Here is a 13916-nt window from a genome sequence, read left to right as displayed (position 1 = left end):
AGCCCCTCAGCAGAGCCCCACATTTGCTTAACTGGTACTGTGCCGCGTAAATATTCGGTCCGGCAATGCAAATGTCTGGGCAGTGCCCCATATCTACTGTGCAGCATACGAATATCATAAATAAACAGGTCCAGATGGGTAAAAATGGAGTGATGACCGAATATTTACCCATTTCTTGACAGACCCTCTTATAAATTGTAATGATACGCCAGTTTTATGAAGATTTCAATAACGGCCACGGGCAGACCATATTATGATCCGGTCCTGTCCACAACAAAGCTTGAAATACGCCTCTGATCTGCGGAGTATTTCATATAAAAAACACAACGGGTAACAGACACCCGAAACTTAACTACCTGCTTTTTCATAAAAAATTACATATAGGTGAGAAAATGACAGAAATTATCGGAGTTAAATCAAGGGAAATCATTGATTCCCGGGGAAATCCAACAGTGGAAGTGGATGTGGCTTTGGCCTGCGGTGCCACCGGCCGTGCAGCAGTGCCGTCGGGAGCGTCCACAGGAACAAGGGAAGCCCTGGAATTGAGAGATAATGCGGCTGACCGCTTTGGAGGCAAAGGGGTCATGACCGCTGTGACCAATGTGAATGAAGTCATTGCCCCTGAAATCATTGGATTTGATGCCATGGATCAATCCGGACTTGATCGAACCATGATTGACATTGACGGCACAGAAAACAAATCCACCCTGGGGGCCAATGCCATGCTGGGGGTTTCCCTTGCAGCGGCAAGGGCCGCTGCCAACGCGGCAGAAATCCCCCTGTACCGCCATCTGGGGGGAATCAGTGCCCGGATTCTACCGGTGCCCATGATGAATGTCATCAACGGCGGTGCCCACGCCCCCAATAATCTGGATATCCAGGAATTCATGATTGTGCCCTACGGTGCCGGTTCCATTGTGGAAGCCGTGCGCATGGGCTCAGAGATTTTTCACTGCCTGAAAAAAAATCTGTCCGGAGCAGGACTGAACACGGCTGTGGGCGATGAAGGGGGATTTGCCCCCAATCTGAAATCCAATGAAGAGGCCTTGGAGTACATTGTCAACGCCATTGATGCTGCCGGATATCGACCGGGACGGGACATTGGCATTGCCCTGGATGCTGCCGCCAGTGAATTTTACAGAAACGGACAATACCATTTTGAATCCGAAGGCAAAACCCTTTCCGCCGAAGCCCTGGTGGATTATTACCAAGCCCTCACGGAAAAATATCCCCTGTGCTCCATTGAGGACGGCCTGGCTGAACAGGACTGGGAAAACTGGCAGATGATGACCCAGCGACTGGGGAACACGCTTCAAATCGTGGGGGATGATGTCTTTGTCACCAATCCGGATATTTTCCGCAAAGGTATTGAAGATCAGGTGGGCAATTCCATTCTGGTGAAATTGAACCAAATCGGTACCCTCACAGAAACCCTGGACACCATCCAAATGGCCAAGGAATCTGGTTACACCACGGTGATCTCCCATCGATCCGGTGAAACAGAAGACAGCTTCATTGCTGACCTTGCCGTGGGGGTGAATGCCGGTCAGATTAAAACCGGTTCCATGTCCAGAAGTGATCGCATTGCCAAGTACAATCAGCTCATGCGCATTGAAGAAGATCTGGGAATGGGTGCCCTTTTCCCGGAAGACATTTTCATATAACCGCCACGGGCAGACCTTGTACTGATCTCACTCTGCCCACAATAAAACCTGAAATACGCCCCTGAGTTTGGACGTGTTTCATATAAAGTGGGCATGTCCTGGCAGACACAAGGAATATAGAGAATGGTATTATGCCGCCCCCCCGAGGGGCAATGGGCCCGGCCGGAACTGTAGACAGCTCGATTGGCCGGTTCCTATTGCCCCTCGGGGGGGCTCTGCCGGGGTAAACCTGGAGGCTGCCTTTTCATATTTAAAAAACAAACCATGAACAGATGCGAGGAGTCAATGGCAGAAACAACCAAATATATCTTTGTAACCGGAGGCGTATTGTCCTCCCTTGGTAAAGGGCTTGCCTCGGCTGCAATCGGTTTGCTGCTTGAAAGCCGCGGTCTTTCCGTGACCATACAAAAACTTGATCCCTATATTAATGTGGATCCGGGAACAATGAACCCTTTCCAGCACGGGGAAGTGTTTGTCACCGATGACGGCACGGAAACCGACCTGGACCTTGGCCATTATGAACGGTTCACCAATGCCAAACTGGGAAAAAACAACAATTTCACCACCGGTAAAATCTACCATTCCGTGATCAGTAAGGAACGAAGGGGTGAATATCTCGGTGGCACGGTTCAGGTGATTCCCCACATCACCGATGAGATCAAAAAAAGCATCAGCCTGGTGTCAGGGGATGCAGATGTGGTCATTGTTGAAATCGGCGGTACCATTGGAGACATTGAATCCCTTCCCTTTTTGGAGGCCATTCGGCAATACAGAGGGGATGTGGGCAGTAACAATGTTATTTTCATACACTTGACCCTGGTTCCCTATATTGGCACGGCAGGTGAATTAAAAACCAAACCCACCCAGCACAGTGTCAAGGAACTCAGAAGCATCGGCATACAGCCGGATATCCTGTTGTGCCGCACCGATCGATACCTGGCCCCGGAAATCAAGAAAAAAATCGCCCTGTTCTGCAACATTGACAAAGATGCCGTGTTCACGGCCAAGGATGTGGATAACATCTACGAAGTACCCCTTGTTTATAATAAAGAAGGGCTGGGGGATAAAATTCTCCAGAAACTCAATATCTGGGCCCGGGCCCCCCGGCTGGATGACTGGCGGGAAATTGTGGAAAAAATGAAAACCCCCAGGGATTCTGTCACCATTGCCATTGTGGGCAAATACGTGGATCTCACCGAGTCCTACAAGAGCCTTAACGAGGCCCTCACCCACGGGGGTATCGTCAATGATGCCAGTGTGAACCTTGAATTTGTGGATTCCAGCACCCTGACCCGGGAGAATGTCAAAGAAAAACTGAAAAACGCCCATGGTATTCTGGTTCCCGGTGGATTCGGTGCCAGGGGAATTGAGGGAAAAATTCTGGCAGTTCAATACGCCAGAGAAGAAAAAGTGCCCTTTTTCGGCATTTGCCTTGGCATGCACATGGCCGTCATTGAGTATGCCCGCCACGTGGCGTGCATGGAAGATGCCCATGGTTCAGAGTTTGATGAACACACCCCCTTTCCTGTGATTTATCTCATGACTGAATGGTATGACGAGCAGACCCGGCAGGTGGAAAAACGGGACGACACATCAGACAAGGGCGGCACCATGCGTCTGGGAGCCTACCCCTGCGTGCTGGCACCGGACTCCTTTGCTCTACAGGCCTACAGAGCCCAGGAAATTTCAGAACGCCACCGCCACCGGTATGAATTTAACAATACCTACAGAAAACAGCTTGAAGATGCAGGCCTTGTGATCAGCGGAACTTCCCCGGACGGTGAGCTGGTGGAAATCGTGGAACTAAAAGACCATCCCTGGTTTCTGGGATGCCAGTTTCATCCTGAGTTTAAATCAAAACCGGCCAATCCCCATCCCCTTTTCAGGGAATTTATCAAAGCATCCCTGAAAAATGCGAAAAAAACCATGTGCGTTAATAAAGAATAACCGCCGTCTGCCGCCGGGCCGATGAAATACAAAATCACATTAAAAAACCGGAATGGCCCAGCCATTCCGGTTTTTTTTATGCATTTCCCCTTAGAGCCTCGTCAGTCATCAGCCCACTGTACGCCTTGTTCAGGCCCCAGCTAATCAACTGAATTCATCAAACTGAAACCCCAAGAACTCACCTTATTAACAAGAATGGGGCTTGGTTATAAGCTGAGCCACTATACGGAGAATAAAATTTTATTCATTTCAAGATACCGTAATGACTGGGCTTAATTGTTACCAGTAAAATTTTACAATAAAATGGCCGATTTTATGACCAAGCCCCAAGAATGATTTCAGAAAATTTTTATATGAAATACTCGGCAAATCAGGAGTGTATTTCAAGCTTCGTTGTGGGCAGAGCCGAATCGGAATACGGTCCGCCCGTGGCGGTTATAACAACCTATAACGATGGAGTTAAAGCCTGTGCAAGCACACTGGCCTAACAGGGCAGATCATCGGATTCCCATTCCTTCACATAATCATCAACAAAGGCACTTGCAGGACTTCCAAGGGAAGGTTCCGGCCCCAGCAAGACATACCCGATGTCATTGATTTCTCCTTCAAGACATTTAAAAAAAGCGGCCTCCACTGTTTTAACATCCACAGTGTCAGATTCCGGAACCACGGCCTGGGTTAAATGCCCCACCGGTGTAAACGCATCACACACAGCGGTTTCCCACTCTTCGGGAAAATTGTTAATTTTCCAGGGAGTGAGGGTTTCCGGCTTAAGTACGTTCTGTTTTTTTCGGCTAAAAGGCGCTGCAACAATTTTCATTTTGCGCTCATCCCACTTCATCAACGCCTTTAAAAGGGGAATAATTTCATCTGAAAACAACCACTCTTCAGGCGCCAGAAGAGTGGGGGGAAACTCCCTGCTTGTCAGCGCATATCTGAAAGGCCCCTGTTTTTTCCAAAAGGCTTTAAATTCTGTTACAGTGGGCAAAATTTTCCCAATTACCTCTCCCATGATCCTGACTCCTTATTTTAAACATTGAACAAAAACATTTTTGGACTGCCAAAAGATATCTTTTTTAAGCATCCTGTCTGAAGTGAAAAAAATGTTTATATGAAATACTCCGAAAATATAAGGCGTATTTCAATTTTCGTTGTGGGCAGAACCGGATCAAAATACGATCCGCCCGTGGCGGTTATATAGCAAATCAAAAAACAAAAATCTAACTGAGAAGCATTTATCAAGATTTGAAATTTACTTGACCGCCATGAGTATTTCATGTTAACCATACCAATAAAAAAAGTTAACCACTTTACAAATTCATCCCCACAGCAGCACCTAAAGCACAACCTCAGCAAAAGGGATCTTATGAAAAATAAAATTTTAAAACAATTATGGGAACACCCCCACCGCATTGTTTCCGGGGTTGAGCTAAGCCGGATCCTTGGCATCTCCCGGGTGGGGGTATGGAAACACTTGCAGCAACTTAAGGACGCAGGATACAGCATTGAATCCACCCCCAAAGGATACAGACTGGCTGACCCGGAAAACCTGCTGAACCCCTTTTGTTTTCCGGGAAGGGAAGATCACATCCATTTTTATTCCCAGGTCACCAGCACCATGGATGAGGCAAGGGAACTTGCCAGATCCGGTGCCCCCCACCTCAGCGTGGTGGTTGCAGACAACCAGACCCGGGGAAGGGGCCGATTGAACCGTAACTGGTTTTCCAGCCCCGGGGGATTGTGGATGAGCCTCATCTTAAGACCGGATCTCCCCCCGCCCCTGGCTTTTAAAGTTAATTTTGCAGCTTCTTTTTCCATGGCCACCACATTGAATGGGCTGTATGGCACCGACATCCGGGTAAAATGGCCCAATGATCTCCTGGCAGGGGAAAAAAAAGTGGCAGGCCTGCTCTCGGAAATGGAAACCCAGGGGGATATGATCTCCTTTGTGAACATCGGCATGGGGCTCAATGTGAATAATGATCCCCCCCCCCAAGAAAAAAAAGCCGTTTCCATTAAAATGCTGCTGGGCAAAACCGTTTCCCGCCGGGATATTTTAATGGCATTTCTGGATAAATTTGAAATGCAGATGCAGGACATCGCCACAAAGGATGTCATCGGTCCATGGAAAACCATCACCGCCACCATTGGTAAAACCGTCACCATTGAGACCCGGGGGGAGACCGGCCACGGGGTGGCCCTGGATGTGGACGACACCGGGGCCCTTATTCTTGGCCAGGGTGATGGCACAGAAAAAAAAGTTATTTATGGAGATTGTTTCCATCAAGCACAACTATAAATGCCTTACCTGTATACAAAGGATTTTTCCATGAACCCATCCAACACACTTAAAATGACCATATACACGGCCCTTTTTGCAGCACTCATTGCTGCCGGAGCCTTTATTGCCATACCGGTGGGACCGGTGCCCATTGTGCTGCAGAACATGTTTGTACTCATGGCTGCCCTGGTACTGGGTCCCCGGTGGGGTCTTGCTGCCATTTTGCTCTACCTTTTCATGGGGGCCTGCGGCTTTCCGGTATTTTCCGGCGGCTCCGGGGGATTAGGGTGGCTGTTTGGTCCCACCGGCGGCTATCTTCTGGGCTACATTCCCGCCGTGGCCGTCACAGCAACCCTGGCAAAAAGCCTGGGACACCGCCCCCTCACCGATGCCCTGGCCATGGCCGTGGGATCACTTCTGGTATACGGTGCCGGAGTGCCCTGGCTGAAATTTGCCACAGGCATGCCCTGGGACAAAGCCCTGGCCCTGGGACTTTTGCCCTTTATCATCGGAGACCTCATTAAGATTGCCGCCGGTACCTGGGCTGCCGGGATGATGAGACGGATCATGGATAAAACAGGAGCGTAAAGAGATTATTTATGAATCAAAACCCCATCATGGTGGTGGAAAACCTCTCCCACACATATGCCAACGGCACCCCCGGTCTTTCCAATATCTCTTTTTCTGTCAATAAAGGAGACTTCATTCTTGTGGCAGGTAGAAACGGCTCTGGGAAATCCACTCTTTTCCGGCATCTCAACGGTCTGCAATCCCCCACCACAGGCAGCATCTCTCTCCATGGCAGTCCCCTGAAAGAACAAAAACAGACAGCCCTGACCAAGGTGGGACTCATTTTTCAGGATGCAGACACCCAGATTGTGGGGGAAACCGTGTGGGAAGATGTGATCTTTGGCCCCTGCAACCTGAAGCTCTCCCCGGATGAGATCCATGACCGGGGCCTCCGGGCCTTGACTGCCATGAATCTTCTGCACCTGAAGGAGAGGGACCCGTCCACCCTGTCCGGGGGAGAAAAACGAAAACTTGCCATTGCCGGAGTGCTTGCCATGGAGCCGGAAATTCTGGTGTTTGATGAGCCCTTTTCCAACCTGGATTACCCCGGCACCCGGGATCTTATTGCGTCGGTGGTCTCCCTTCACCGGGCCGGGCACACCATTATTCTCTCCACCCATGATCTTGAGAAAATCATCTTTTATGCCACAAGGATGCTGCTACTCTCCCGGGGAACCCTGGTGCATGATGATATGCCACAGGTACTTTTAAACCACCTGGAACCGCTTGGTATCCGGCAACCCTGTGCCCAGCGTCTGGGCATGCCCATTGCGCCGTGGGACCGTGATGCCCCACCTGTTGCCCCATTGTCCGGAAAAACAGATCCCACCCCCATGAAAAACACCTTCCGGGAACAAAAGACCCAGTCAAAAAAAAAGGGATCACCCTGGTGCAACGCCCCTGAAAAGATCAAAATCCCGGAGGTGATCCATGGATAACGGCAATGCCTTTGCCCACCATGCCGGATCATCCCTGCTCCATGAACTGGATGTCCGCTGCAAACTCATCTGCATATCCCTTATGAGTCTATCCCTTTTAAAGGCAACAATTCCGGCCCTTTCAGGGATTTCACTGCTTCTTTTTATGTTGATGATTCACAGCGGGATTCATCCCTGGGAGGTGGTAAAAAATCTCAAGTACTTTCTGGTGCTGCTGGTATTGATTTTTATATCAAGGACCATGACCACCGGTGGGGAGGCCATGGTCACCTTCATGGAGATCACCATCACCAAAGAAGGTATCTTTGCGGGTACAATGGTGGTGTGGCGATTTTTTCTGGTGATGATTTCAGGCATTCTTTTCACCGTCACCACCCGCCCCTCCCATGTCAAGGTGGCGGTGCAATGGTTCCTTGCCCCCATTCCCTTTATTCCGGAAAAACGGGCCGGGGTCATGGTGAGCCTTTTTTTAAGATTTCTGCCCCTGATGGTGCAAAAGTCCCGCCAGGTGGCCATGGCCCAAAAATCCCGATGCGGGCATCTTGAAAAAAATCCCGTGAAGCGGGTGAAACATCTGGCCCTTCCTTTATTGAAAAACATGGTTCAAAGTGCCGACGGCCTGGCCCTTGGCATGACTTGTCGGGGATACACAGAGGATCGAACTGAACTTGCCCTTGAACCTTCGGGACGGGAAATACCTGTGATGATTTTCTCTGTTTTTATGTCTGCACTTATATTGATTTGAGGAGCTCGGGCTTGGCATCGGCCATGGCAGCCGAAAATGGAGAAATAATAGAATGCAATACAAATCAGAAAATGTTCTTGTAACCGGTGGCGGTGGTTTTCTGGGTAAAGCCATTGTAAAGGCATTGGTGGCCCGGGGGGATCAGGTCACAAGTTTTTCAAGGGGGTTTTATCCCGAACTTGAAACGTTAAAAGTCCGGCAAATCCAGGGGGACATTGCAGATCCCGGGGCCGCTAAAACAGCCTGTGAGGGCATGGATGCGGTGTATCACGTGGCAGCCAAAGCCGGTGTCTGGGGACCTTTTCAGGAATTTTACCGGGCCAATGTACTGGGTACGGAAAATATTCTTGCCGCATGCCGGGAAAAGGGGGTACAGCGGTTGATATACACCAGCTCCCCCAGTGTGGTGTTTGACAGCAATGACATGGAAGGGGTAAATGAATCGGTGCCCTACCCTGAACAGTTTCATGCACCTTATCCTGAAACCAAGGCCATGGCGGAAAAAAAAGTTAGGGCCGCTTCCGGGTGTGACACCATTATTTTAAGACCCCATCTCATCTGGGGCCCCGGAGACAACCATCTATTGCCGGGGATTGTGGCCCGGGCAAAACAATTGCGCCGCATTGGGAGCGGTACCAATGTGGTGGATACCATCTATGTGGACAATGCGGCCCAGGCCCATGTACTGGCCGGAGATGCCCTTAAAAAAAATGCCTCCCTGTCAGGGAACATCTATTTCATCAGCCAGGATGATCCCATTGCCTTGTGGGAGATGGTGGATCATTTTCTCAAAGCTGCGGGGTTACCGCCGGTGCAGGGGAGTGTATCCGGCCGTACAGCGTATTGGGCCGGAGCAATACTGGAGGTATTGTTTAAGATATTTCCCTTTAAAACAGAACCGCCAATGACTCGATTTGCAGCCCGGGAGCTTGCCACTTCCCACTGGTTTGACATCTCCCGGGCAAAGCAGGACCTGGGATATGTTCCCCTGGTTTCCACCCATGAGGGGCTCAAGCGTATGACAGCCTGGCTGAATGAAAATCCCCAAAGGGTTGGTGTCAGCTGAAGGTATTGAAGGTGACTTTTTCCAATTGAAGGGATTCTTTGGCATGGGGAGACTTTTCTTCATCAGCATGGCCCACGGCAAGCATGGACTCCACCTTGAAGTTTGACGGAATATTTAAAAGACTGCGGATATATTCCTCGGCCGTTGTGGTTTCGTCATGGTCCCGCCTGCGTACCTGAATCCAGCAGCTGCCAAGTCCAAGATCCGTTGCCGCAAGGTGAAGAAAGGTGGTGGCAATGGCCGCATCCTCCACCCATACGTCGGTTTTTTCAGGATCAGCCAGAATCACAAAGGCCAGGGGCGCATTCTTTAAAAAAGTAGAGCCACTGGGACGGGCCCCGGCAAGTTTTTGAATCAGATCCGGCTGATCCACCACAATGAATCGCCAGGGATTGCGACTGCGGCCGGACATGGGGCGCAGGGCCGCTTCAATGAGTTTATTGACGTTTTCTTTTTCAACGGGGATGTCTTTAAATTTTCGAATGCTTCTTCTCTTTTCAATGAGTGAAAAAAACATGGGGCTCCTTTATCGGGATTTTCTTATAAATGGGTAATGTCAATGGTGTTGTTGGCTGTTAATTCATCAAATTTTTTTCTTAAAAATCGCTTAAAGGCATTGCGACTCACAGGCCACAGCAAAGCAAGCCCCATGGCATCTGTCATAAGACCGGGGGTGATAAGTACGATTCCGGCGATGAGTATGATCAACCCGTCCAGGAGATCCTCTGTGGGCATGATACCCTGCTGCATGTTGGCGCGTACCCGCATCAAGGTGTTCAGTCCTTCCAATCTGGCCAGCCAGGCTCCCAGAAACCCACTGATGATCACAAGAACAATGGTATTAAAGCCGCCAATGACACTGCCCACCTGTATTAATAGGTAGAGCTCAATCATGGGAATCAGGGTAAAACAGAGAAAAAGTCTGAAAAGCATGGAATATCTCCTTAAAGGGTTATTTTCAGGAGGGGGAAGGAGGGGGTAAGCAGGAATGTCTTTATGCACATCCGGCCGGGTGTGGGTTCAATGAATTGAAATCACGGCCATCTTCCCAAATACCTCCGTGGTATAATGGTATGAAGATGGCCATGAAAATATAATTGTCAAGCAGGATCTGATCTCCTTGTCATGACATTACAGGTTGTTGACACGTTTTTAAGAAAAATCCCAAAATCAAGGATATGGCCTCAAAACGTGCCAAAACCATGCAAATGAGAACAGACCTGAATCACACCAGGGGTTCGTGGATGGCCAGAATCATGCCATAACCACCCTGGATGTTAAAGGAATTTGTGATGCCGTGGGCCGCCAGAATCACCTGGCACTCATAGGAGCGGGGGCCGGTGCCGCACAACATGTAGATTGGTTCATCCTTGGGAATTTCGTTGACTCTTTTTCTGAACTCATCCTGGGGAATATTCAGCCATTGATCCCCATATTTTTCCACAAAAGGTTCTGCCTGGACTGTGCTTCTGACATCCACCACCCGGGCATTTTCATTTTTGAATTTTTCAAGAAATTCCCAGGTGTCAATGGATTTGAGACTTCCGTTCAAGGTGTTGTCAAGGGCGTTACCCGCATTGTTCACAATGTCCATGGCCGACGCATAGGGTGGTGCATAACTCACTTCCAGATTGGCGATTTCATCCACATCCACCCCGAACTTCAACAAGGGTGCCACGGCATCCACCCTGGCTTTAACCGCATCCCCCTGGGGACCTGCAGCCTCCACGCCGAGGATTTTACGGCTTTTTCTGTCGGCAATGAGCTTCATGAACATGAAGTCGGCATCGGGAAAAAAGTGTGCCCGGTCGGACTGGGCCACCACCACATCCACGGGATCAAAACCGGCCGCTGCGGCCTGGGCCGTGGTGAGACCGGCCTTGGCCATGCCCATGTCAAATATTTTAATGCAAAAGGCACCCACAGCACCGGGAAACTGGGCCGCACCGCCATTTAAATTGGTGGCAATGATACGCCCCTGACGGTTGGCAAGGGAACCAAGGGGCATGAGAATCTCCTGCCCGCTGATGAGATTGGGAAATTCAGCACAGTCTCCACCGGAAAAGATATTGGGGTCCGAGGTCTGCATGCGTCGGTTCACCAATACACCGCCACATCGCCCCAGGGCAAGGCCGGCATCGGCGGCCAGCTGTGAATTGGGACGAACCCCCGCTGCCAGGATCACCATGCTGCAAGGAATGGTTTTTTCCTGGGTTTCCACGGATTGCACGCCGTTTTCAGCATCTCCGTTGATTTTCATGACCCGCTGGGACAAGAGAAGTTCCACCCCGTGTTCCCGGAGTTTTTTCTCTGCAATTCTTGACATGTCTTTTCCCAGGGCCTGGGGAAGCACCTGGTCCGCCATTTCAATAAGGGTGGTGTCAATGCCCCACAGATCGGTGAAAGCCTCTGCCATTTCAATGCCAATGGCACCGGCGCCGATGACCACGGCATTTTCCACCTCACCTTTGGAGATGGCATCTTTGATGGCCTTGGCATGGTGAAGATTGGACACCACATGGACCTGGGGAAGATCAGCCCCGGGGATGGGGGGACGCATGGGGGTGGCACCGGTGGCAATGACCAGCTGGTCATAGGGCATCTCCTCTTCTCTGTCTTCTTTGAGATGACGCACCACCACCTTTTTTTCTGCCCGTTTAATGGCAACGGCCTCAACACCGGTGAGCACCTCTGCCCCCTTGGTGGCCTTGAAAAATTCAGCATCCCTTATGGCATGGGCGATTGTGGAGCGAAGTCCTTCAATGTCTGCCACATCTCCACCCACATAATAGGGTATCCCGCATCCGCCATAGGAGATGAGCTCATCCCTGTCAATCATGGTAATTTCAACATCCGGATCAATACGTCGTAATCTGCAGGCCACCTTGGGACCCAGCGCCACAGCGCCAATAATCAGTACTTTTTTGGACATTTCTTCTCCTTAATCCATCATCTTGCTGATATCTTATTATGTCAGCAAAGTTCCTATAATTACAATATGTTCGTTAGAACTTCATATATAATCCTATGTTTTTTGTCAACCTTGGGCTTTACTCCGTCCTTTGTCGTCTTAGATGCCACAAGCAATATTAGTGCCTTTATTTTTGTTATTTATGTTGTTTTTCAAAATTATCTTAAACATAAAAGAGTGATTTTCAATGGGAATGGGGCTTACATGGAAAATGTTTTAAAAATAAAATTTATTTATACACACTTTTTGTTGGCATATCTCTTCAAATTCTGTTAAAGAGGTGAACATTTTTGTTAAATTAGTGAACACAGGAACGATAAATGAGTGAACATGCCTTAAACAAATATTGGAAAACCGTTGTAAAAACCATCCAGGACGGGGTGATGATTGTGGACACAAAGGGAGTTATTGTGTTTGTTAATCGCGGCTTTGAAAAAATCACCGGGTATGCCCGGGAAGATATTGTGGGACAACCCTGTACGGTTTTAAACTGTAATGTCTGCCGGGTCTCCAGACAAAGAGAAGAGCAGCGCTGGTGTATTTTATTCCGGGAAGGAGAGTTGCACCATAAACAGTGCAAAATTGTGACCAAGGATGGCAGGCATGTGCATGTGGTAAAAAATGCCTCGGTGCTAAAGGAACCCGACGGGCGGGTCACCGGGGCTGTTGAAACCCTCACGGACATCACCCAGATTGTCATGCGGGATCGCCAGATTGAAGTGTTCCGCCGGGAACTTGAATTAAAGGACACCTTCCATGGCATGATCGGCACCTCTTCCGGCATGCAGCGGGTTTTTGACCTCATAGCCAATGCAGCAAGGTCCGATGCTCCGGTGATTATTTATGGTGAAAGCGGCACAGGCAAGGAGATGGTGGCCAGTGCCATCCATGAAATGGGGGAGCGGAAAAAAGATCCTTATATTAAGGTGAACTGTTCGGCCCTGAATGAATCCATCCTGGAGAGTGAATTGTTCGGCCATGTGCGCGGCGCCTTTACCGGGGCCCACCGGGATCGCATGGGTAAATTTGAAGCTGCCGGTGCAGGGGACATCTTTCTGGATGAGATTGGTGATCTCTCCCCTGCCATTCAGGTGAAGCTGCTGCGGGTTCTGGAAGAAAGGGTGGTGGAAAAGGTGGGGGATAATCGACCGGTGCCCATCCATGCCAGAATCATTTCCGCCACCAACCGGAATTTAAAAAAACTGGTGGATTCCGGACAATTGAGGGAGGATTTTTATTATCGCATCAATGTGATTCCCATTGAACTGCCTCCTTTAAGGGAAAGACGGGAGGATATCCCACTGCTGGCAGAATTTTTTTTCCGGCGCATACGTTTGAAAAGTGCCAGAAATGAGGTGCAGGGCATTTCTCCCGGGGCCTTTGACAGTTTGGCGGCCTATGCCTGGCCCGGCAATGTGCGGGAGCTGAAAAGTGCCTTTGAGTATGCCTTTGTCACCTGCCGGGAGGGGATGATTCAATCCAGTCATCTGCCCGCTCACATTATCGCCCCCCCCGGGAATGCTCCTTCCATATCTTCACCTGCGGCCTTTGAAGGGGGAGGAATAGACGACATTAAACGCCGGCGCCTTGTCCATGCCCTTGAAAAAACCGGAGGTAACAGAACCAAAACAGCTCAATTATTAGGTATTTCCAGGACAAGTGTCTGGAATCAAATAAAACGATACAAGATTGTTCTGCCCATGGGGCACGGGCAATCCATGGAGGAGATATAAA

The 13916-nt window shown here is 49.7% G+C and carries 13 protein-coding genes; 9 read left to right on the top strand and 4 right to left on the bottom strand.

All coding sequences use genetic code 11. From position 1 onward, the window contains the following. Positions 1-392: 392 nt before the first annotated feature. From eno to B9A32_RS22350, 3 genes are all read left to right on the top strand, one after another. Entirely contained in the window at positions 393-1664 is a 1272-nt protein-coding gene (gene eno / locus B9A32_RS09880) for a phosphopyruvate hydratase (protein WP_084068907.1), read from the top strand. Positions 1665-1949: 285 nt separating this feature from the next. Further along, a complete protein-coding gene (locus B9A32_RS09875; RefSeq protein WP_084069128.1) occupies positions 1950-3611 on the top strand; it encodes a CTP synthase in 1662 nt (553 codons plus the stop codon). Between the two features lie 353 nt (positions 3612-3964). Continuing rightward, entirely contained in the window at positions 3965-4099 is a 135-nt protein-coding gene (locus B9A32_RS22350) for a hypothetical protein (RefSeq protein WP_269749014.1), read from the top strand. On the opposite strand, the gene B9A32_RS09870 is transcribed toward B9A32_RS22350, so the two are convergent. Beyond that, positions 4096-4623 (bottom strand): hypothetical protein, encoded by a 528-nt coding sequence (locus B9A32_RS09870; protein ID WP_084068906.1) that lies wholly within the window; start codon positions 4621-4623, stop codon positions 4096-4098. The genes B9A32_RS22350 and B9A32_RS09870 overlap by 4 nt on opposite strands. 354 nt (positions 4624-4977) lie before the next feature. Here B9A32_RS09870 and B9A32_RS09865 point away from each other — a divergent pair, with 354 nt between their 5' ends. From B9A32_RS09865 to B9A32_RS09845, 5 genes are read left to right on the top strand one after another with little or no spacing between them, the layout of a single operon-like run. Then, positions 4978-5910, top strand: coding sequence for a biotin--[acetyl-CoA-carboxylase] ligase (locus B9A32_RS09865; RefSeq protein WP_084068905.1), 933 nt, complete (start codon positions 4978-4980; stop codon positions 5908-5910). Positions 5911-5940: 30 nt separating this feature from the next. Further along, entirely contained in the window at positions 5941-6480 is a 540-nt protein-coding gene (locus B9A32_RS09860) for a biotin transporter BioY (protein ID WP_084069125.1), read from the top strand. Positions 6481-6491: 11 nt separating this feature from the next. Further along, positions 6492-7400 (top strand): energy-coupling factor ABC transporter ATP-binding protein, encoded by a 909-nt coding sequence (locus tag B9A32_RS09855; RefSeq protein ID WP_084068904.1) that lies wholly within the window; start codon positions 6492-6494, stop codon positions 7398-7400. Continuing rightward, positions 7393-8145 (top strand): energy-coupling factor transporter transmembrane component T family protein, encoded by a 753-nt coding sequence (locus tag B9A32_RS09850; RefSeq protein WP_084068902.1) that lies wholly within the window; start codon positions 7393-7395, stop codon positions 8143-8145. The genes B9A32_RS09855 and B9A32_RS09850 overlap by 8 nt, the downstream gene beginning before the upstream one ends. A 52-nt stretch (positions 8146-8197) precedes the next feature. After that, positions 8198-9211 (top strand): NAD-dependent epimerase/dehydratase family protein, encoded by a 1014-nt coding sequence (locus tag B9A32_RS09845; protein ID WP_084068899.1) that lies wholly within the window; start codon positions 8198-8200, stop codon positions 9209-9211. Here B9A32_RS09845 and B9A32_RS09840 read toward each other — a convergent pair. The 3 genes from B9A32_RS09840 to B9A32_RS09830 form a co-directional block, all read right to left on the bottom strand. Beyond that, on the bottom strand, positions 9204-9728 hold the full coding sequence (locus B9A32_RS09840; RefSeq protein ID WP_084068897.1) for a nitroreductase family protein: 525 nt from the start codon (positions 9726-9728) through the stop codon (positions 9204-9206). The two genes, B9A32_RS09845 and B9A32_RS09840, sit on opposite strands and share 8 nt — an antisense overlap. Before the next feature lie 23 nt (positions 9729-9751). After that, a complete protein-coding gene (locus B9A32_RS09835) occupies positions 9752-10144 on the bottom strand; it encodes an FxsA family protein (RefSeq protein WP_084068894.1) in 393 nt (130 codons plus the stop codon). Between the two features lie 292 nt (positions 10145-10436). Continuing rightward, entirely contained in the window at positions 10437-12143 is a 1707-nt protein-coding gene (locus tag B9A32_RS09830) for an FAD-dependent oxidoreductase (protein WP_084068892.1), read from the bottom strand. A gap of 359 nt (positions 12144-12502) precedes the next feature. On the opposite strand from B9A32_RS09830, the gene B9A32_RS09825 reads away from it, so the two are divergent. Then, a complete protein-coding gene (locus B9A32_RS09825) occupies positions 12503-13915 on the top strand; it encodes a sigma-54 interaction domain-containing protein (protein ID WP_084068889.1) in 1413 nt (470 codons plus the stop codon). The last annotated feature ends 1 nt before the right edge of the window (position 13916 follow it).

Source organism: Desulfocicer vacuolatum DSM 3385 (assembly GCF_900176365.1).
GTDB lineage: Bacteria > Desulfobacterota > Desulfobacteria > Desulfobacterales > Desulfobacteraceae > Desulfocicer > Desulfocicer vacuolatum.
The sequence above is the reverse complement of the archived record's forward strand: the minus strand, read 5'-3'. Positions and strand labels throughout refer to the sequence as shown.